General features: G+C 60.8%; 12 protein-coding genes, 1 tRNA gene and 1 pseudogene. 6 read left to right on the top strand and 8 right to left on the bottom strand.

Going from position 1 to position 20,722, the window contains the following annotated elements:
* Window positions 1–617: 617 nt before the first annotated feature.
* The 4 genes and pseudogenes from C8J42_RS03105 to C8J42_RS03090 all read right to left on the bottom strand — a co-directional run.
* On the bottom strand, window positions 618–1,331 hold the full coding sequence (locus tag C8J42_RS03105) for a hypothetical protein (RefSeq protein ID WP_055879866.1): 714 nt from the start codon (window positions 1,329–1,331) through the stop codon (window positions 618–620).
* A 19-nt stretch (window positions 1,332–1,350) separates the two neighbouring features.
* Complete coding sequence (locus tag C8J42_RS03100) at window positions 1,351–2,616, bottom strand: integrase arm-type DNA-binding domain-containing protein (RefSeq protein WP_055879864.1); 1,266 nt, start codon at window positions 2,614–2,616, stop codon at window positions 1,351–1,353.
* Window positions 2,617–2,776: 160 nt separating this feature from the next.
* Window positions 2,777–2,861, bottom strand: a tRNA-Leu gene (locus tag C8J42_RS03095).
* A 57-nt stretch (window positions 2,862–2,918) separates the two neighbouring features.
* Window positions 2,919–3,590: pseudogene (locus C8J42_RS03090) on the bottom strand (ATP-binding protein); the annotation flags it as partial.
* 126 nt (window positions 3,591–3,716) lie between these two features.
* Here C8J42_RS03090 and C8J42_RS03085 point away from each other — a divergent pair.
* Both C8J42_RS03085 and C8J42_RS03080 read left to right on the top strand, forming a co-directional pair.
* Entirely contained in the window at window positions 3,717–5,477 is a 1,761-nt protein-coding gene (locus tag C8J42_RS03085; RefSeq protein ID WP_082463427.1) for a Mu transposase C-terminal domain-containing protein, read from the top strand.
* On the top strand, window positions 5,474–6,385 hold the full coding sequence (locus C8J42_RS03080) for a TniB family NTP-binding protein (RefSeq protein ID WP_082463426.1): 912 nt from the start codon (window positions 5,474–5,476) through the stop codon (window positions 6,383–6,385). Before C8J42_RS03085 ends, C8J42_RS03080 begins: the two co-directional genes overlap by 4 nt.
* A 1,399-nt stretch (window positions 6,386–7,784) precedes the next feature.
* Here the strand turns inward: C8J42_RS03080 and C8J42_RS03070 are convergent.
* Window positions 7,785–8,276 (bottom strand): nucleoside deaminase, encoded by a 492-nt coding sequence (locus C8J42_RS03070; protein WP_055879861.1) that lies wholly within the window; start codon window positions 8,274–8,276, stop codon window positions 7,785–7,787.
* A gap of 357 nt (window positions 8,277–8,633) precedes the next feature.
* Between C8J42_RS03070 and C8J42_RS03060 the strand changes: the two genes are divergently transcribed.
* Window positions 8,634–9,443, top strand: a complete 810-nt coding sequence (locus C8J42_RS03060) for a transglutaminase-like domain-containing protein (RefSeq protein ID WP_055879859.1) — start codon at window positions 8,634–8,636, stop codon at window positions 9,441–9,443.
* Between the two features lie 33 nt (window positions 9,444–9,476).
* Here C8J42_RS03060 and C8J42_RS03055 read toward each other — a convergent pair whose 3' ends face one another.
* The gene (locus C8J42_RS03055; RefSeq protein WP_055879855.1) at window positions 9,477–9,851 is read right to left on the bottom strand and encodes a hypothetical protein; all 375 of its coding nucleotides are present in this window, start codon (window positions 9,849–9,851) and stop codon (window positions 9,477–9,479) included.
* A gap of 27 nt (window positions 9,852–9,878) precedes the next feature.
* Entirely contained in the window at window positions 9,879–14,060 is a 4,182-nt protein-coding gene (locus C8J42_RS03050) for a hypothetical protein (protein ID WP_055879852.1), read from the bottom strand.
* A 218-nt stretch (window positions 14,061–14,278) separates the two neighbouring features.
* Here C8J42_RS03050 and C8J42_RS03045 point away from each other — a divergent pair, with 218 nt between their 5' ends.
* Complete coding sequence (locus C8J42_RS03045; RefSeq protein ID WP_055879849.1) at window positions 14,279–15,439, top strand: ATP-binding protein; 1,161 nt, start codon at window positions 14,279–14,281, stop codon at window positions 15,437–15,439.
* Window positions 15,436–17,619, top strand: a complete 2,184-nt coding sequence (locus C8J42_RS03040) for a hypothetical protein (protein ID WP_055879844.1) — start codon at window positions 15,436–15,438, stop codon at window positions 17,617–17,619. Before C8J42_RS03045 ends, C8J42_RS03040 begins: the two co-directional genes overlap by 4 nt.
* A 783-nt stretch (window positions 17,620–18,402) precedes the next feature.
* On the opposite strand, the gene C8J42_RS03035 is transcribed toward C8J42_RS03040, so the two are convergent.
* Window positions 18,403–18,972, bottom strand: a complete 570-nt coding sequence (locus C8J42_RS03035) for a recombinase family protein (protein WP_055879840.1) — start codon at window positions 18,970–18,972, stop codon at window positions 18,403–18,405.
* Between the two features lie 1,299 nt (window positions 18,973–20,271).
* On the opposite strand from C8J42_RS03035, the gene C8J42_RS03030 reads away from it, so the two are divergent.
* The gene (locus tag C8J42_RS03030) at window positions 20,272–20,709 is read left to right on the top strand and encodes a DUF202 domain-containing protein (protein WP_056019268.1); all 438 of its coding nucleotides are present in this window, start codon (window positions 20,272–20,274) and stop codon (window positions 20,707–20,709) included.
* Window positions 20,710–20,722 lie beyond the last annotated feature (13 nt).

Genomic DNA, 20,722 nt, shown 5'->3' with positions numbered 1-20,722 from the left:
GCCCGCGTACTTTCTGTGTCGCAAAAGGTGCAATCCCAGACCGGCCGGAAGCCGGCCCAGGTCCTGGGGCGCGCGGCGTTTAGAACCGGCGCGGCGTGGGTGCAGTTTGGTGCACTTTGGTTGTGGCCGGGGTACAGCTTGTGGGGAGTGGGAGTCGCGAGGCGTTTGGGCAAGGCCCCGGCACCCCAGCGACACTGGCACCCCGGCCCCGCGTGTCGAATCAATCCCCTCACCTCGCCCCCCCCTCCTAGGCCGCCTCGTGGCTCTCTCGTCTCATTACCCCAAATACCGCGCAAGAACCCCCGCCTCGCCCGCGAGCTTTTTGTGTGGCTTTCGATGCAGTCGGCGGGATTGATGCAGCACGGCGTGAAACCGTGGCTTCCACGGCTGGTCTGGGTCGTCCGGCCTGTTGCGTTTTGATGCACCTCGAGCGTTTCAGCAAGCCCGACGTGCGTTGCCGATCTGGCACCGATTTTGCGCATCCTCCCCAGGATGCACGGGACGGCGCAAGCCGGCACGCTCACCCGCGGTCGCTGGATGTTGAACCTGTTGGGTTCGGGGCCTCGGGGCTTGGTGGAGCAGGAAATCTGCGCACGCCAACGGCGTTCCTATTATATTTAACCTTGTAGGGTCGGGTTCTGACCACCCAGTGAATTCGCGTTACAGAGGTCGACGCGACGGCCTAGCGAAGCGAGAGCTTTCGCGAGAGGGGACTCGTTGCCGGCACGGAATGCCGCCAGGTCCTCGGCCGAGATCGTCGCCAGCATCGCCGCGGTTTCCTCCTCGTTGGCCTTCCTACGGGTTACCTCGTCGTCCGGCATCGGCCCCTTGCCCATCATCCGGCGGACCATGTCGGCCGCTTCCTTCGGTAGGCCAAACCAATACGCGTTGGTCACCTGCTTCACCTGGGGACCGAAGGCGTCGGGGTCTTCGATCGGTTCGAACCGCCGGATCCAGTTGATGAAACCGTGATCCTTGAGACGCGCGAGCGCGCTGACGATCGCGCCGCGCGAACGGCGCAACCGATCGGCCAGCGTTGCGATGGCGGGTTCGAGCCTACCCGTCTTGAAGTCGATCATTCGCATCAGCTCGCGCAGCACGTCGACGCCGATCGCGCCCAGCGGACCGTTACGCTTGCCCGCGATCTTGTGCTTTCGGTCGTAGGTTTCGGCAGCGCGCATGCGCGCGTTGCGTTCTGCCTTGTTGAATGGCCTCCAGTACCGCTGCTCGCGCTCGCCGGCGCGATAGCTGCTGCGGCGTACGGGTTGCCCTGTGCGATGCCCCTTCGCGGCTTTACCGCCGACGATCTTGAAAAGGGAGCGCGCGGTCATGCCACTGCCCCCTCCAGGATCAGGCGTGTTGCCTGAGCCCCGCAAGCAACGATTCCAGCGGCGCGAGGTCCTGGACCAGCATATCCGCCCATTCCTGCGCCAGCTCGCGCCTGCGCGGCATGTATGCCGCACGATTGTACGCGGCCTCGACGGTGTTGCCCGGCACATGTGCCAGCATCAGATCGATGATCGCGCGATCCCCGACTCTGCTCTCCACGCCCGCCAGCTCGTTCATCACCGTGGAGAACGTCGACCGCCAGCCGTGCGGAACGTGGATCCCCGTAAATCCAGCCTCGCGATACGCCTTGCTCAGCGTGCTGTCGCTGAGCGGCCTTCTGGGATGGCGCACGCTGCGAAAGATCAGCGGCCCCTTCCCCGCAAATTCCATCGCGACCTTTATCGTCTCGACCGCCTGGCGCGACAGAGGAACGATGAACTCGAAGGCTGCATCCTCCTTCTGATCCACCACCAGTTTCATCTTGGCGGCAGGAATACGCCACTGCGGCTCCGGCCCGTCCAAGCCCTCGAATTCCTTCGGCTCGGCCATCCGCAGCACGCCCGACCGTACCGCTGTAAGCGACAGGAAACGCGACGCGAGCTTGGTTAGCGGATGGGCTGGCTGCTGCTCGACCTTGCGCAGCACGATACGCGCGGCTTCGACGGTCCGTACGGCTGGCTGCTTGCCACGCTTGATCGGTGACAACGCGCGTTGCGCGACCGCAGCGGGATCCGCCGCGACGATGCCGCTCCCGATCGCGCGGGCAAACACCTCCGAGATCCGCTGTCGGATACGATGTGCCGTCTCGACCGCCCCGCGTTCCTCGACCGGACGGAGAACCTTCAGCACCAGCGGCGTAGTGATCGCGTCGATCGGCAGATGCCCGAGCTTCGGGTAGACGTCCTGCACGAAGCTGTTCTTCACGTTCTGCGCATATCGCTTCGACCAGGTCGCGTCCTGGCTGGCTAACCAATCCTCGGCGATCGTCTTGAACGTGGCACCGACGCGCGCAACCTGCGCCGCAGCCTGCTGCACCTTGTGGACGGAAGGGTCGATGCCCTCGCGCAATAGCTTCGCCGCGTTCTCCCGCATGGCGCGCGCCTGGATCAACGTCGTGTCCGGATACGAACCGAACACCAGACGCTTCTCCTTGCCGCCAAAACGGAATTTCATGCGCCAGCTGCGGTAGCCGCTCGGCATAATAAATAAATATAGCCCGCCGGAGTCGCCCAGCTTGTAAGCCTTCTCCTTCGGCTTCGCCTTCTTGATAGCCGTATCCGTCAGCATCCGGTGCCCCCAAGCACGGAAACCAGTGCCCCCGAAGTGCCCCCAAACAATCGTCGCTGCATTGGGTAACAATGGGACGCGACGGGACCGCGCACAACCCCGCAAAACCAACGAAACCCGCCCCTTTTGGGACGGGTCGGGATGCGTTGGAATTAGTGGTTGGTGCCCCTGGCCGGAATCGAACCAGCATGCCTTGCGGCAACCGATTTTGAGTCGGTCGCGTCTACCAATTTCGCCACAGGGGCAGCGGCGGGTTGGCTAGACGAAGCTTTCGTCCGCCGCAAGCGGGTTTAGTTGCGCCTTTAGTTGCGGGGCGGTTGGCGGCGGTAACTTAGCGCTTCGGCGACATGAATACGGCCGACCGTCTCGCTGCCCGCGAGATCGGCGATGGTGCGGGCCACCCGGAGGATGCGGGTGTAGCCGCGCGCGGTCAAACGCATCGCTTCGGCGGCCTGAGCGAGAAGTTTGCGACCGGCTTCGTCTGGCGTGGCAACGCAGTCGAGCAGCGCGCCATCCGCCTCTGCGTTCGTGCGTACCGGGTGGTCGCGGTATCGCTCGGTCTGGATCGCCCGGGCGGCGGAAACGCGAGCGGAAACCTCAGCCGAGCCTTCGGTCGGCGGCGGGAGAATCAGGTCGGCGGCGCTGACAGCCTGTACGTCGATGTGAAGGTCGATTCGGTCGAGTAGCGGACCGGAAACCTTCGCCTGATAATCTGCGGCGCATTTCGGGGCTCTCGCGCAGGCCAGACTCGCATCGCCGAGGTGGCCGCACCGACACGGGTTCATCGCGGCGATCAACTGTACGCGCGCAGGAAAGGTGACGTGCGCGTTGGCACGGGCGACGCTGACCGTGCCCGTCTCAAGCGGTTGGCGCAGCGAATCGAGAACGGCGCGCTGGAACTCCGGGAGTTCGTCGAGAAAGAGCACGCCGAGATGCGCGAGGCTTACCTCCCCCGGCTTTACCTTTAACCCGCCTGTGGAAAGCTTCCCTTTCGTTGCACCAAGCGACAGTCACGGCTGATCAATGACGCACATTCCGCTGCACTATACCGCACGTTTCGTTGCACTGCGTCAGCCTTGCGCTCCGGCGGCTTACGTTAGATGTTCCGCAACATGCCAATCCATGCCGCCGATTCCGAAGATCTAGGTGCTATCTTAGCCTCAAACTCTGGGGTGGACGGCGCAGAGTTAACCGATACCGAGATCGCAACTGCGGTGATTCGCAGGGGCATCATCGAGCCGCTTGTAGCACGTGACCGATGCTCGGTCGCGGACGTCAGCGACGCGGCTAAGCAGATCGGTTGCTCTACAAGGACTGTCTGGACCATCATAAAGCGGTATCGCAGCACCCGACGGCTTCGCGACCTTTTGCCTCCAAAGAGACGAGGCACCCGCGGACGAAGTTTTCTCGATCCGAAGGTCGAAGCGATCATCGTTCGGGTGTTTGAGACACATCATCTCAGCCGTATGCGGCCGACCATTGTTCAAACTGTGCGCGAAATTCGACGTATTTGTACGTTGGAAGGTTTAAAGCTTCCAAGCACCGACTCAATTCGCCGACGGCTTGCCCGCATTCCAGAAATTGAAATAGTCGCAGCACGAGAGGGCAGAAAGAAGGCTGGCGAGCGGTTCCGTCCGGTGTCGGGCGCAACACCTGTCACAAACGCTCCGCTTCAACGGGTTCAAATTGATCACACGAAGGTTGATCTCATTGTCGTCGACGAAAAGAACAGACTCCCTCTTCAAAGACCGTTCATCACGATCGCCCTCGACGAGTTTTCTAGATCCGTCCTAGGATTCCACCTATCGCTTGAAGCCCCTTCGGCAACGTCCGTCGGATTGTGTCTAGTCCATTCCATCCTACCCAAGGACGATTGGTCAGGTAAGATTGGTTTGCAGTTTCCATGGCCAATGTACGGTAGGCCAGACGAAATTTATGTCGATAACGGTTCCGACTTTCACTCAGAAGCTGTTCAGCGCGGATGCGACGCCTGGGGCATGCAAATCAATTTCAGGCCTGGAGGCATGCCACACTTTGGGGGTATTATTGAGAGAATGATGAGGACAGCGATGTCGTCAGTTAAGACATTGCCTGGGGCAACCGGTTCATCGATCATCGAGCGAGGAGACAGGGATCCAGATCGAGATGCAGCGATGACGCTCCCCGAGCTGGAGTTAATGTTCGCTACCTTTTTTGCGGGCCAATATCATTGCACGCCTCACAAGCACCATGGCCTGACTCCGAATACCAAGTGGATGCAGGGTATATTCGGTGACAAGAGTGAGCGCGGACGGGGTGTCCCGACAGAAATTCAGGACCCCCAACGATTACTCATCGATTTTTTGCCAATGGAACGCCGAAGGCTTACGCAAAGAGGTATTCGGTGGGGCGGCGTCCATTATATGGACGATATTTTGCGCCGCTACCTAATGGATGGAAAACACCGGGATTTTTTGGTCAGGCGTGACCCGCGCGACGTTTCAGCGATCTGGTTGTTAGCCCCAGACGAGAACCGTTATTACCGCATCGGAACGAAAGAGATCTCGCGGCCTTCATTGTCATTGTGGGAACTTGAGGCCGGCCGCAGAGCAATACGGGCGGAGGGACGAGCGGACTATGACGAAACGGCATTGTTCGCAGCAGTAGAAGCCCAGCGCCAGATCGCGAACACAGCGGCAGGCAATAAATCACAAGCGCGACGTTCTCGACTTGCCGTAGAACGGAGAGCGCGGAACGATGCGGGCAACTCGAACGCTCCCAGTGACACGATGCTCCCCCAGTCGCCTCTTCCACAGGCTCCTTGGAGATATACGGAAGCTGCAGCGCCAGACGAAGATGACGTTTTCGAGATACTCGAGTGAACGCTCCTCTGCGCCGCCTCACACCAAAAATTCACGCTATAATTGGGGCATCTCCGGAGGTCAGGCTGGAAGCGCTGAAGGCTCAACCCTTCGTCGCCTATGGCACCGCCAAACGCATTTCAGATCGGTTAGAAGAATTATTAATAAGCAAAAGGTCGCACCGTCCCGCGAGTATTCTTATCTCGGGACCCACTAACAACGGCAAGACAATGCTCGTTAATCGTTTTATCGGGCTACATCCCCCCGACGACGACCCCTCTGCCGAGGCCATCACCGCAAAAGTATTATATGTTCAAATGCCGCCGACACCTGATCCTCGACAGTTCTACACCTCTATCCTAGATCGTCTAAACGCACCAGTCCGTAGAACGGCTATTTTGAGCCAACTACAGAGCCAAGCACTACGTTTAGTTGAATCGGTAGGTTTAAAGGTCCTAGTTATTGATGAATTACATAATATCCATTCCGGTCGAGTTGAACAGCAACGCGCATTCTTAAATGTACTTCGTTACGTCTCGAATGAAAAGCAAATACACCTCGTTGGCTGCGGCCTCATAACTGCGGTTCGCGCACTGCAATCAGACGAGCAGCTTGCAAACCGTTTTGAGCATTGGCCGCTTCCTAAATGGACCTCAGAGAACGGAACTCGAGCTCTGCTGAACACTTTAGAGTCGACTTTACCGCTACAACACGCGTCTGAACTGTCACAACCCGATATTATGAGCCGGGTGCTTGCCTTGTCTGGAGGAACGATAGGGGAGATTGTCCGCCTGGTTAATGCAGCGGCTGCAGAAGCGATACAGAACGGAGCCGAGCGGATCGATGCCTCCGTTATCGACGGATTGCGCTGGATTCCGCCAGGGGATCGCCGACGGGCGGCCGAGCTTTCGTTGGGGTATCGAGATTAACTATTGAAACCGCTTTTGCCATGGCGGCCCAAACCACAAGTCGACGAATTATTATCGTCATGGCTGTTACGTGTTGCCCACGGTAACTCTCCAAAATTGCAGACTTTTTCTCACTTGATTTGGCCAGGAAGACAGCTTTGGAACCGAGATCTCGATGCAATGGCACCGCGCGATGTCGTAAATGACTTAGCCAGACTAACTGGAACAGGCGAAAATGAAGCCTGGGCTACGACCCTCTATTCACTAGAGGGCATCTTATATGAACGCATTCGAATAACTAATGCTTCTCGTTGGATTTTGCCTCTCGGAATTTATCACCGAACTCGGCGCCGAGGAGGTCAGCAATGGTGCGCAATTTGCCTCAGCACTGATAGACAGGCGTATTACCGGAAAAATTGGCGCCTCGCCATAGTAAGCACGTGTTCAAAACATGGAATTGTGCTTGCCGACCGCTGCATCGACTGCGGTTCTCCTGCAGTGCCTCACCAAGGACTTGATCCGTGTTGCCACGTTTGCGGAAGTGATCGACGCTCTTACCCTCACGTGATCGCGGACTCAAAAGCGCTTCAACTCGAACATAACTTTCGTGAAATTCTTGCCGGTCGCGCCCACCCGCCCGAAGCATTCAGTAATATCTACCCACTTGCCTTCTTCAACCTAGTTCGACAGATCCTCTCGATTGTGACTGCCAACCCTCGAGCTCAGCGGTTGAGAGAAACCGTATGCAGACACAATGGCGGGGATCCCAGTGAGCCAACTTTTGAAGGTATTATCTCGGCTCCGGAGTTTTTGTCGAGTAGCGAAAGGCATAGGATGATGGCAATTGTTGCGCAGTTACTGGATGGTTGGCCGTACAAGTTCGTCGCACTCTGCGCGGAAGCAGGCATGTGGCGTTCCTGGGCCCTTCGAGGAGATCGGAGTTCAATCCCGTTTGAGTATACAACGGTGGTGGACAGGTATCTACACGGAACCTGATTCAGCCATCGTTCTGTACTTATCGACAGTCTTTTAGAGGGCAGTCGCCAGCAGAAGGAGGAGTCGTGTCGTCAGCCTTCAGATGGCAGACGGCATAGAGAACGTCGTCGTGATCGGGCTGGTCAGTGCATCGCAGCCTTGCCGCTTCTGCACCCTCGCGTTGGTAGATTACGGCGTTATCGACACTCGCCACCCATACCGGACTATTTCCATCAAAACCAGCAAGCCACGCATGTTGCTCGTCTGACCGTGTGCGAGCGAGAACCCATTGTGCGTCATTCATGGTGCTCATCCTTCGGGGGGGGCGGCCGAACAGGCGGGACCGAAAGCTGCCATCGGTTTATCGTTCTTCGCGCCGCGTTGGAAAGACCTGGCGACATACCGTCATTCGTTCAGCGCCGAACGGACGCGCAGCCGCAGCACGCTATAGATTTGCCTGCTCGTCGACTGGCAGCTCTGCGTCCGGACCATAATAGAGCTTGGCGCAGTCGTCGCGAAGGCAGCCTCCCTCAATGACGATATCGTCGCGGTAGGCGTCGCCGATGAACGTCAGCGTGTCGACGTGCTGTGCTTCGAAATACATCTCGTGGACATCATCGCGGCCCGCCCCGTAAACAACGCGCCCGACCTTCGACCAGATCGACGCCATCGTGCACATGCCGCAGGGCTGCAGCGTGGAGTAGAGCGTCGCACCGCGCAGCTCCAATTCCCCGGTGCTTTCACACGCCCGTCTGATCGCCATCATCTCGGCATGCGCGGTTGCGTCCGGCAATTCCTTGGTCTGATTGCGCTCGCCCGCGATAACCTTGCCATCGAGTACGATCACGCACCCCAGCGGTGAGGTCGAGGGGTCGGAACCCTTCGATCGGGCGATTGCGATCGCTTCGTGCATCCAGCGTTCGTCCTCTTGCGTCATCGTCTTGGCTCCCTGTCACCGTCTTACAACACGCAGCGGACACAATGGATCGTTCGGCGCGGTCATTTTCGAATGCCAAGGATAGCCGAATGCTACCGTTCCTTGCTGCGTGTTGGGAAGACAGGCCCCCGGACGGTCATTTTGGCAGGGTCGTAGGGTTTCTGCAGGCCAACGATATCGTCGTAGGTTCCACGCAGCCAGGTATCGATGTCGGCAGGGTCCAGGATCGTGATCAGGGACGGAACCGGCTGTGCCGCACAGTCGCTGCTCACGTATCATAAACTGGTCATGGATCAGGCGCGCCGTATCCTGGCGTCGCCATAGAAACCGTCGAAGCAGCCTCCCATCTAACGGCTCATGACCAATAGCATTCTTCATCTCGGGCTGATGGAAGACACAGAGATCGAGCTTGATCTGGCCGCCCTGGAACTCGCAGCGCTCGATCACCCCGGTGTCGATCTCGATGAATATATCGACGAGCTGACCGACATAGAAATAGCCCTGCGCGCTGCTGACGGCGACGCAGTGAGCAGCGCTGCTCAGGCTCAAGCCCTGAGCAGCGTGATGGGCGAAGAGTTTGGGTTCTCTGGCGACCGGGTGCACTACGACGATCCGCAGAATGCGGATTTGATCGCCGTCGTCGATCGACGGCTCGGCCTGCCGATCAGTCTTTCGATTATCTATGTGGCGATGGCACGACGCCTCGGATGGTCGGCGATGCCGCTCAATACCCCCGGCCACGTCCTGGTCCGCCTTGGCGACGCGTCGGATGCGCTGATCATCGATCCCTTCAACGATGGTCACATCGTCGCCCCTGAACAGGTGGAAGCCTTGTTGGAGCAGATGACGGGCCAGGCCCGGTTTTCCGACGGGATGCTTCCCCTGTCGAACCGGTCGGCGCTCGTCCGCCTGCTGCTCAACCAGGCGACCCGTGCCGAGCAGGCCGGGGATCCCGCACGCGCGCTGGTCCTGTACGAGCGTATGACGATCGTGGCACCTACGCATGCCCATGGTTGGTGGGAGCGCGCCAGACTTCAGCTGGTCGCAGGTGATGTGGCCGGCGCCCGCAGCAGCCTCAGTGCGATGCTGGAGATCACCCGGGACGACGATCTGCGCCTGCAGGTATCGGCAGCGCTCGATGCCCTTCCCCGGCCGACGCCGTCATGAATATTGCGGTGGATCGACTCTAGCCGTGATGCCTTATCCTAAGCGCGTCCATTGGCGCTCATGCCAGGCCCGGGACTGAACCGCGTCTCCGAAACGCCAGAACCGGGTCTCGCGTGTGTGGGGACCTGCGCGGACGAGCGTCCAGCACTCACCCGTCGGCAGCTCCACGACGCGGTGAATGTGCGCAGCGTCGACATGGTAGGTTTCGCCAGGGAGACGGTGAACCAGTTCGCTGTGCCAACCGCCGTTTGGATCCAGGTGGAACACCTCTTCAACATATCCGCCATCGAGAATCTCGGTGTCGAAACTCCAGGGGTGGTCATGCGGCGTCGCGTGCGGTTCTTCCATCTTGAACCGGTGCAGTGCGCGTCCGTCATCCAGATGGTATTTGGTAAAAGCCCGCGACATGCGCTCGACGCTGACGATCCGCGTGCCTTAGCTAGCATCCGATGGGCGGGTTGCGGACTTGCCGCGAGCTTTTTTCGCTTTGCCAGTCGCCGCGGCTTTTCGCTTACGTTGGCGACCTACGGCGAGTCGCTCGCGCCCTTGCGGCGTCCCTGCAACGTCGATGACATAGACGTCGATGAAGGGGCGCCGCTCCATCGGCACACGCGCTACCAGCATCTCGCGCAGCTGCTCGGGCGTGAGCGGCGCAGTGCCGTCCTCGGGATGCGCCGGCAGATTGTAACCGGGCACGTCGCCGAACCACAGCACGATGTAGACGCCACGACCTTCTGCTCGCCAGTCGATCGTATATTGAGCGTCGAGTTGCTCGGAGGCCGCGGCCCATACCTGCGTATGCCACTGCCCCTTGATCTCGACCGGCAGGGCCATCTTATCGAGGCGCAAGGCGATGTCCGCTCGGGTCGTGCCCGGCATCTGCTCCTCCGGCGCAAAGCTGATCGCATCCGGCAATTCGTTCGAGAGTTGGCCGATCAGCCGGTTTCGACAGTAATTTTCCTCGTGCGGACGGTCGCGGTCCCAATAGACCACCCAGCTGTCGAGATTGTCGCCGGCGAGCTTTGCGTTCAGTTCGCCCAGCCGGTCCGCGAAAAACGCGCGCAGGTCGTCGAGCGACTTAGGAGGGGTTCCCGTTGCAGCCGCCTTGAGCTGGTCGAGCGTGGCGGCGGTGTAGTCGTGATCGGCTTGGACACGACGCTGCTGGGCGGCAGCATGCTTAAGGTCGTCCAGGTAGCCGTAATCGCTCGCCTCCATCAGCGATGCTAGCATTTTACCTGCGGCCGCTGTGGGCAACGCCGATAGGGCGGCGATGCATTCTTTGAGGAAATCGGTGGCTTGCCAGGGGTTAGTGTCCCCATGCGACACGCCCTCGGGCCGCTCGAGGTAGCGCCAGGTGGGCGCGAAGGCGCTCACGATGTATCCGAGCTGTTCGGCTGAAAGCGTCGACAATCGAGAACCTGTTGGCGTCTGGATCACTGAACGCAGGTTCCACAGAAACTCGGGGCGGTCGGCGGCCGCAGCGCGTAGGTCGGTCTCGCGGTCAGCAAAGTCGGCCATGAAATCCAACGCCAGCCACAGGAATAGGGCATCGATATCGGCGCAGGTTTGGGCGCGACATTGGACAACCGTCTGGCGGATATCAGCGAGATCACCGGCGAGCACTGATGGAACAAGTCCGCTCATGATGGTCGCAGGCATCATGGGAAAGCGGGATAGCCATTCGCGACATAGCTGCGCGGCGAGCGGTACCATCGGCAGCAGGTGAGTCAGATAGTAAAGGTCGTAGACGTGGCGAGCATTGGCCTCGAGGTCCGGTTCGATGCTTGTGCGGTAGAATTGCTCCTGATCCTCTGGCGTGCCCAGACACAGATTGACCAAAGCGTCCTCAATGCCGAGCGAGTCTTCGGTGTTAGACGCTGGATCGCGCCGCCAAGCCATGAAGACGCTGTCGATATTCTGGCGGGGAAGGTCCGAAAGCGGCTGACCGGTTCTCAGCATCTCGGACACCCCGGCGATCAGCACCGTTTCGATTGGGTAGCTTTTGCCCTTTGCGTGGGCTTCGGCGATCTGGCGCGCCGTCGGGAGGTCCGCGCGCCTCAGGCTTGCGGCAAAGCCCGACAGCACGCGCTCGGCAAGCGCCGGGGTCAGGAATCCTGCCATCTTCTCTTCGGCACCACCTGGTAGATCATTCACATAGTAGTCGAGGCCGCGGTAGGCGTCGGCGGCCTCTGCGAGTACGGCGGATCCCGCGTCGACATGTTGAAGATTGTCGGTGATCCATGCGCGGTGGTCAGCAAACGCTGCCTCGCGCTCGGCATCCCGCTCGGCCTCCCACGCCGCATCCTTCGGATCTCGCGTATCTTCGATCGGCCTGGAATAGCGCTCGATGACATCGAGACGCAGCGGATCGTCGCCTGCGGTCTCTTCCGCTGCCGCGCGGAGAGACGGTGACAGCCCTCCGCGTCGCCGCCCCATCCAGAGGAGTGTGTCCCAGATTTCGGTGTCCGGAGTGGCAATATTTTCCCGGTGGCGCCAGGCCCGCAAAAGGACTGCGCAATCCTCTTCATCGGGGTAGAGACCGAGGGGAACGTCACCAACCCGAAATGAAAGCTTCCGCAGCTCCTTAGCGCTGACAGCAAGCAGGATCTCGGCCTGAACGGCCTGTCGCAGTGTTGATTCGCCGGCGAAGAAATCCCTGATTTTCTTCGGGGCCTTGTCGTCATAACCGCGTTGCCCGCGCAACCAGCTCGTCCAACGCCCGAGCTGCTCTGCCGAAGGCGCCGGCGCATATTCGAGGCGTCTGGCAAGAATGGAGAGTGCGAAATCGACCAGCGCCATGCGCTGGTGGTCATGGCGACGCACCATCGTGCCGTACTCTGCGATGACATCGAGCCATTTCTCCAACTGCGCTGAGGGCAGTTCGAGAAGGTGTTTGCTGGGATACAGCGACTGATGAGATTTTCGCGTCGCCTTGCTGGCCGGACTCAGTGTCAGGCCCAGGTTGCACAACAGGATCGGCACCGCCAATTCCGGCGTGATATCCCGGACGGCCATGCTGACAGCGGCATTTGCCGCATTCCGCAGAGAACCGCTGTCACCGAGTTCGGCGAGGGCCTTTAGGAGGACCGGCCAGTCGGTCACGGCGCCGCGTTCGTTCAGGATCGCAAGGGTCGTCCCGCGCTGATGGTACGATCGCTTCGGATCGAGAAGCATCGCGCGCAATTCGCTCTGGAGAAGCGTGCCGAGTTCGGTACCCTGCATCGCCTCGATCAGCAGGGCACCAAGCATATGGTGTTCGCCAGGCGCGTTCAGGAGCGCGAGCAATTCGTCCTTCAATTCGACCCGGGCGAGGCCCCGCGCTGACTGGCGCGACCAATCTTCTGCCCGGAAAAAGGGGTCCTCATGCGACAGCGCGGCGAGTGCGCGCAGCAGCGCGCGAGCCGTCGGCAGCGGCAGGCCGTCGACATCGCCATAGCGAAGGACACCGTACGGATCATCGCTCACGCAGGTCATGCCGAGCTCGGGCGAGAAACCGGCGAGCCAGGCGTTCACCGCGCGCAGCGACGTCGGCACCGATCCACCCTGACGCAGCAAGGCAACGACCCGCCTGGCGGACTGTCCCGAGGACACGCACCGCGCGAGCCACTTGGCGGCAAGATACTCGGCCACGACGCGGTGGACCGGGACCAGGAGGTTTTCACCTTCGCCCTTGAACAGCCTTGTCTTGATGGCCTCATCGAACTCGGTCGCAAAGGGCAGCGAACGCATGCTTGGGCGTGAAAAATACGCGGATGGGAGGTCTCCCACCGCACCGCTGAACACGCCGAGCTTGTCGCACAGCAGGAAGGCTGCGGCTGCGGCGCCGGTCGAGAGCATCAGCTCTTCCGGGTCGCAGCCGGCATGCGGCCTGTCCTTGTGGCGATCATTGGCTTCCAGAACAAGTTTGGGGCAAGCCTGGGCGAGAAGCCCGCCGCGGGTTGCTGGCAGTGCGCCACCATCGAGCGCCACCTCGCCAAGCAATTGCAGCGTCAGCGGATTGCCATAAATGTCATGCAATCCCCGATCGATCAGATGGGTGAGCACCTGCTCGGCGTCGAGTTCGGGAAAGCGTGTCTCCAGAAACCGCGCTGCGTCGTCTCTGTCGAATGGTTGGAGCTCCAGCATCGTGGCGTCGCGTCCATAATCATCCTTGATCCGGATCCGATCGGCGGCGCCCCGCCAGTCGGCCGCGCGGCAGGACAGTATGAAGTCGGGATTGTCGAGTTCCGACAATTTGGCCAGCACCGCCTCGATGCCTCCGCCCTCTGCATTTGACGCGACTTCGTCAACGCCATCGATGACGATCCGCGTTACCATGCCGAGCTTCTTTGCGGGGTTGGCCATTCGCACCAGCTGCGTCGCTCGAATGAAGATCGCGCCGTCGATACCCTCGAAAGACTCCATCAGAATCGACTTGCCGGCCCCGGGATCGCCGACGATTACGAGAGGGCCCTCGAGCGCCATCACTTCGCTTTGGTGAAGCACGACCTCGACATCTTTCGGCGGGTCGATCCGCTGCAGCTTGCGCGCGATCGGACGGGGCCCGGCTTGGTCCGGGCCATTCAGATTGAGATCCTCAACCAGCTCGCTTTTTGTTTCCGCTTCGATATCGGTCATGAAAGGGGAATAGCCGGCTCGGCGCCCAGGCGCCATTTCTTACGGGAAACCATGCGCGACCTGCTACCTACCGCGCCCCGTGGCCAGAGCTGTAAGCAGGGGGGCGGCTCTAGTCCGTGCCGTCCGGCGTACCGGAGCCACCCGACGATGCGCGCGTGGTGTAAAGAAGCAGCAATGGACCTTCGACAGCGGGAAGAGCTGTCGTTATCGTGAGAAGAATGCTTGTGACAAAGGCCATGACCGTCTCGGCGGCGGAAGCGATGCTTTCCGGGCTGGCGCGCGACGCCTCCAGCGGACCCATCAGGCTCCCCACGAAGGGGCACCACCACCATGCTGGGGGTGAGGCCGCAGTGGTCCAAGCGCTGATCACATGGGCGCAGTCGATCCGCCACCCCGCGCTCCAGACATACGTGCCGAATGCCGAAGACCCGGATGGGCAGATGACGACCCTTACCCGGCAGTTCTTCGGCATCGCCGCGGCGCTGTTGTGCGACCGGGCGAGCGCGGTCGACGGCGCAGTCATCTCGGAGGCACTGCGCGCGCAAGCGCTGGCGCGCCTCGACGTGATTCAGAGCGAACGGCCGCGCGAGGCATCGCGCGGGCCCCAATATGAGGTGCTGTGCGTCGATCACCTCGACCGCGCGGCGCCCCGTCTGCTCTACGACCTCGACCTCGAGGGACAGCCGTCGCTGAAGGGAACGAGCGCCTTCATCGAGGTCGCGCGTCAGATAGACCGGACCATAGTTCCAAGGGAGCTATCGTCCTCCATCCCACCATCATTCACCGACGCGGTCGGCGGGGCTCTCTACGAGCTGTTCCGCAACACCGAGGACCATGCCCGTGTCGACGAGCGGGGGGACCGGCTTGGTCGTTCGATCCGCGGCGTACAGGCCAGGCGGCACGCAATCCCTCAGGCCAAGCTCGCTGAGTTCGTCGGCACGTCGCCCCCGCTTGCGGCATACTGCGCGAGACTTCGGCCGCCGCGGGCGACCAACAAGGACCTCCAGCTGATCGAGATCTCGGTAATCGACAGCGGCCCCGGCTTCGCCGCCGCGATCACCAAGCGGCCCTTGGCGGAGTTGACGCCGGTGGAGGAAGCCGACGCGGTCCGCCGCTGCTTCCAGAAGCACGCCACCGGCAAGACGACCTCGCGCTCGGGTCTCGGGCTGCCGAACGTCGTCGACATCCTCCGGGAGCACGGCGGTTTCATGCGCCTGCGCACAGGCCGCCAGTCGCTCTACGCCGACCTGAGCCTCGAACGCCGGACGCCCTACGGTACGCTTCCCGAGTTCGTCACCTGGCCGTCCGAACGCGAGACCTTCCCACGCGCGTCCGGCACCCTCCTCACGATCCTGCTTCCGCTCGTCGTCGAGCCGTGAAGTACCTCTTCGTCCATAGGTTCGACCGCATGGTAGGAACGGCGGCGCGCGACACGCTGGTCGCGTTCGTCGGTCCGCGCGAGCTCGACGTCGGCGCGATGGTCGGCGAACTCGAGAAGGAAATTGACGCGCGCCTCGTCCCGGACGAACTCGTCATCCTCTGCCGGGAAAGCGTGGCGGGCGAGATCGTGCGCTCCTTCTCCGCGCCCGGCCCCTTCCGCCGGCTCCAGGAAAGGCTGCTGAAGCGAACGCCGGTCACCCTCATCTCGTTCGGTGGCAACGGCTTTGAATTCCGGCGCATGCCGCTCGACGACGGCGAGCACGTGTCGGACGTGGCCCTGACCGACCTGCTCAGGCGCGGTGCGACATCGATCTTCCGGGACCACAAGGGCTTCGTGGAGTCCACGAGCGCGTACCACTTCCGCAACCCGTCGGGTCGGCACACCGGCCGCTTCATCCGCCTGTCCAACATTCTCGTGCGGCAGTCGGAGATCACGTTCGTCGCGCTGTGCGCGTTGCGACACATACCCGAGGACACGTCGGTCGTGTACGTCGACACGCCATCGCTCTTCGCGCTCGTCGCCGCGATCAACGATCTGCGCGCGTCTGAGGATGCACTGCCGCCCGTGCTGGTCGACAGCTTTAGGTCCTACGACGGCGTCGACACCTACGCGCACTTCCGCACCGGCGGCGCGGTCGCGCTCGTATCCGCATCCTCGAGCGGCAAGCTCGCGAAGCGGTTGGTCCAGAGAGGCTTCGACAGCCGCAGGATCGTGCACGTGCTCTTTCTCGGCGAAAAGCCGGAGACTCTGGTCGCGGCGGTTGACCTAGCATTCGATCGGCAGAATAACCCAGGCGGCTTCATCCGAACGGTGGAAGCCGACAGCGGTGCACCCTGCTCGATGTGTGCCAACGGATCGATCGCCATCCCGATCCAGGGGGATCAGTTCGACATCGCCGGCCCGCAACCCGAGCCGCTCGTCATCAAGCGGACGAAAGAGCATGCGGCGCTCTCGGCCACGATGGCCCGGCACGCCGGCACCGGCACGTTCCAGATCAACGCCGGACGACCGACCCGTCAATTCGCGATCGACGCGGAGAAGGTCGCCACGTCTGAAAGCGCGGAGAAGAGGCTCGCGTACCTCGCGGCCGCAAGCATCCCGGCCAAGCTCGGGCACTGCATCGTGGCGAACGCCGAGTCAGCGCCTTTCGCTAAGCGGGTGCTCGATGCCGCGGACAGCGCCGCTCCCATCCTCACGCGCGAGGAATTCGAGCAAGCCCGTGCAGCGGTCGAGGACGCATTCACCGATCCGATACTCGTCGTGTCCGCAGTCGTCGGAAGCGGCCGTCAGTTGCTGGACCTCAGCCGGATGCTGAGGTCGTGCCCCGAGGCGCCGCTCCTCTACTTCGCTGGGCTCGTCGTGACCGAGAGCACCGAGCGCACCCAGACCCTCACGCGCAATCTCGCGCTGACCCATAACGCCGCCGAGCACCCGCTGATCATCGTCGATCAGATCAACCTGCCCGGCTTGGCTGCACCGAACCCGTGGGACCGGGAACTTGCCGTCTTCGACGAAACGGCGAACCGGAGTGTGCCGATCTCAGCGGAGATCGAGCAGCGCCGAGAGCGCCTTCGGCAAACCTCGGTCGGATTGGAGCAGGAGTTGTTCCTGACCAACGCGCCGGGCGATCCACTCAAGATCCAGCGCGGCTTCGCGTTCTGGCCGGAAGGCCTGCCCGACAAGGCGAACACGCAGGCGGACGTGTTCTTCACGATCGCCTCCATCCTGCAGGGTCTCAGGACTGGCGAGGGCCGGAACGACAGGCAGACGCTGAGGACTGAATGGTTCTACCGCACGCTACTCAGCCCCGAGAACTTCGGACGGTTCAACGACGCGGTGATTCAGGCGAGCCTGCTGCGCGCCGCCCGTCCGTCCGAACTCGATTACACGGACAATGCGCAGACGAGCGCGGAAGCGGCACGGGTGCTCCGCCGCATCCTGGAGAGCGCCACCACGCCCCGCGGCGAGGCTGCTGCCGAGTTCCTGGTCGCCCTCGCGACGGGGCGACTGAGGGTGGCGAAGGACGACCTCGCGACCGTGCTCGACGGCCTGCCGCCGCAGACACCGCTGGTAGATGAACTCGTCGCTCTCTGTCGATCGCGGCTGCTTCCACCCTGACCCATCGGATGGAGTTGCGCGAAAAATCCATTTTCCAGCACGTCGGGCGCAGTTGGAAAGTCAAACGGATCGTTAAGGTCCTCCGGCAGGGAAAAGCCGATCGTGTTGTGCTCGAGTACCGCCCTCAGGCTGGCGAGACTCATATATTTGTAAAGACGCATCGGCCGCTAAATCCTCGACAGGTCCATATCATACACCACTCGCGGACCGACACGGGCCCAGAGCCGCATCCCCACGGCGAGAGATTGCAGGCAGACTAGGCATGGAAACGGGCCGAGACGTGTCAATCGAGCACCCGCACTTCGCCATTGGCGGCTGAGCCGGATACTATGAGCGCCTCGTGCGATGACTGCTGGGACGCTAGGTAGCGCTTTTGCTTTTCCGCACGATCGGCCTTTCTTTCGGTCAGATGGCGCTCAACCGTGTATTCGGGTTCCGGGTTGGGTGCCGGCTTCAGGCGACTGGATTTGCGGATCCTGTCAGCAAACGACAGCGCAGCAAGGCTTTGATCGATTAGCTGGACAATCCGTGCCGGCGCTCCAACGCTCCTTCCACCATAAAGCGCCTTGAGCGGCGGCGGCCGTGACTATGGCTGTTCCTAGGATCGTCAAAAACGGCATTTCAGGCTCCCCAAGCCTCGGCGAACAATTCGGACGGTGGGGTGCGACGAGCGCGAAGTCGAGATCTTTGAGCGAGCATCGACGCCTGAACGAACTGCCGCTTACCGCGAGTCACCGACCGAAACCGGCCAGTCCGGTTTCCACCAAAGGCGGATATGCGGTCCTACGTCTCGGAAGCTGCTACCGTATCCACCCTGGGGACGAACTTGTAGACGGTGCCTCGAGAGATGCCGAGTTGGCGAGCGACGTGTGCGGGCTTCATACCGTCGGCGATCAACTTACGCACCGCGTCGGGATCAATACGCGGCTTGCCGCCTTTGTAGACGCCCCGTGCCTTCGCTGCCTCGATACCTTCGAGTTGCCGTTCGCGTCGGAGGTTCGTCTCGAACTCTGCAAATACGCCGAGCATATCAAGAAACGCTTTTCCCGCTGCCGTGCTTGTATCGATCGGTTGCTCGGTCGCCTTAAGAGCGATCCCCCTGCCCTTCAGCTCATACACAATATCCTGCAGATCTTTCATCGACCGAGCGAGCCGGTCAATGCGGGTCACCACCAGAGTGTCGCCTTTGCGAAGGAAGTCGAGCAAGACTTGCAATTCCGTCCGTGCGCCGCGCTCGCTGCCCGATTTCTTCTCCGATCGGATGGTCTGGCAGCCAGCGGCCCGCAGCGCCGTTTCCTGTATCCCAAGATCCTGCTCGGAGGTCGATACGCGCGCGTAACCAAAAAATGTCATTGGACCCCCATCTGTTCAGTCAGGTTCTAGACCGCTTGCACGGAGTGTTCAATCTCTATGAATATGACCCTGATTGAACAGGAACAGTGTTCATCACGGTGTGTTCACTCACGGTATACCCCGATTGACGCTGAGCGTGACTTCCCGCCCTTTTTTGATCAGTGACGGAAAACCCCCGGATTCTGGTTTCCGCACAACCGGACAAAGCGACAGGGTTTGTCGCATGTACCACGTGCAGAATGGGGTAGCCCCGATCGCCTAACTTGCGGCCTGACGACAATCATGTGTTTTCCGACACTGGCGGGGCTAGTCGGCGCTTAAAAACGGCAGGGCCGTTCACGCCCACACCCGGACGCTCGGGTTAGTAATTCGGAGTCCCGGTAGTAGTCATTCGTTCAGTGGGATTATGGGGAACTTTCCAGACATGAGTTGCAATCGGGGCGCTCGGGATTGGTAAAGCTGTCTAGTTACGGCCAATGGGCAAGCGCGGTAAAATGGATCGCAAAAGCGATTACGCTGATATAATCTGGCATCGGAGGTAAATGCAGAAATGGAAAGTAGCCGTCAGCTGGAGAGCATCGCCCTCGCAATTGCTCCAATGCTAGCGGCTTCTGTATCCGAAGTATGGATCGTGGCAGAAGTTCATGACGACTGGATACAGAGGCGCTACGATGTCGTGTGCAACGGTAAGCTTGTTGAGGGGGTGGAAGGTGAGAGAACCATGAACCGATCCGTCAATGATGCTCTATCCGCCCTAAGGCGTGACATGCTTAAAGAGAGTCAGGAAGATTGGCATCATTGCACCTATGTTTTGAGGTCTGACGGAATCTTCAAAATGGAGTTCGATCGTAGCAGACCGCCGAGCGTGTGAATGTAACGATAGATACTCCTGTAAAAGGAGGCAGTGCCACAGAATGTCGGCCATCGCCAGCACCTTCCCGAAAGCCGCCGTTCCGCTTTCCTGCCCAACCCGGACATTCCCGAAATTCGATCCAGACCGTGCGAAAACTCACCGCCGCCCCCGATACAGACGTGATGCTCGAAACATAACGTCGCCAGATATGGCTGCGACGCAAGATAGCCAATCACCTGGCAACCGACACGCAGCTATATTAGTACGCTACATTCGGGGTTGGAGTTTTCGCACGGTCTGGATCGTTTTCGAGAAAGGTTTCGTGCCGCAACCAGCCGGTTTTGACACCTGTGAAGGCGGGGGATCTGCTAACCTCGATAACTTATTCGGCATGATCCTTTTTAACATTCGATGTGCTGAAAGCGTGTGGGTATCGTTGATCATCCATGGCCAACGAACGACTGTCATTGACCCGTGATTTCAACGGCCCATTCGTTCACGGTGCGGACCGGTTGGAGCATAGCGCCAAGCAGCAAGCAGATAGCGCCGATCGGCGCACGGAGCTTGCTGCCGATCGAACAGTCATGGCAGCGGAGCGCACCTACGCAGCCTGGGTCCGTACCGGGCTTGCCGCTCTAGCCGCAGGAATTGGCGCCCGCGCATTGCTTGAGAACATCGTGCCCGGCTGGCTTGCCGGTGCGACCGCAACCGTCCTGATCCTGTTCAGCGGCTTCTGCTTCGTTGCAGCGGTCTGGCGTGAAATGATTCCTATCGCCCCACCGCGGCCCGACACTCAGCGACTGCCGGCTTGGTTGCTGATCTCTGTGAACGGCTTCCTAGCGATTGCCGTCTTGGCGGCACTCGTCGGGATTTGGCTGCAATAACCGGCGTGACTAT

Source organism: Sphingomonas sp. PP-CE-1A-559 (genome assembly GCF_004340965.1).
Taxonomy (GTDB): Bacteria; Pseudomonadota; Alphaproteobacteria; order Sphingomonadales; family Sphingomonadaceae; genus Sphingomonas.
The sequence above is the reverse complement of the archived record's forward strand: the minus strand, read 5'-3'. Positions and strand labels throughout refer to the sequence as shown.

Coding starts and splice junctions, on each gene's coding strand:
- C8J42_RS03105 (WP_055879866.1), bottom strand. CDS start 1,331: ATGACCGCGCGCTCCCTTTTCAAGATCGTCGGCGGTAAAGCCGCGAAG.
- C8J42_RS03100 (WP_055879864.1), bottom strand. CDS start 2,616: ATGCTGACGGATACGGCTATCAAGAAGGCGAAGCCGAAGGAGAAGGCT.
- C8J42_RS03085 (WP_082463427.1), top strand. CDS start 3,717: ATGTTCCGCAACATGCCAATCCATGCCGCCGATTCCGAAGATCTAGGT.
- C8J42_RS03070 (WP_055879861.1), bottom strand. CDS start 8,276: ATGACGCAAGAGGACGAACGCTGGATGCACGAAGCGATCGCAATCGCC.
- C8J42_RS03060 (WP_055879859.1), top strand. CDS start 8,634: ATGACCAATAGCATTCTTCATCTCGGGCTGATGGAAGACACAGAGATC.
- C8J42_RS03055 (WP_055879855.1), bottom strand. CDS start 9,851: ATGTCGCGGGCTTTTACCAAATACCATCTGGATGACGGACGCGCACTG.
- C8J42_RS03050 (WP_055879852.1), bottom strand. CDS start 14,060: ATGACCGATATCGAAGCGGAAACAAAAAGCGAGCTGGTTGAGGATCTC.
- C8J42_RS03045 (WP_055879849.1), top strand. CDS start 14,279: ATGCTTGTGACAAAGGCCATGACCGTCTCGGCGGCGGAAGCGATGCTT.
- C8J42_RS03035 (WP_055879840.1), bottom strand. CDS start 18,972: ATGACATTTTTTGGTTACGCGCGCGTATCGACCTCCGAGCAGGATCTT.
- C8J42_RS03030 (WP_056019268.1), top strand. CDS start 20,272: ATGGCCAACGAACGACTGTCATTGACCCGTGATTTCAACGGCCCATTC.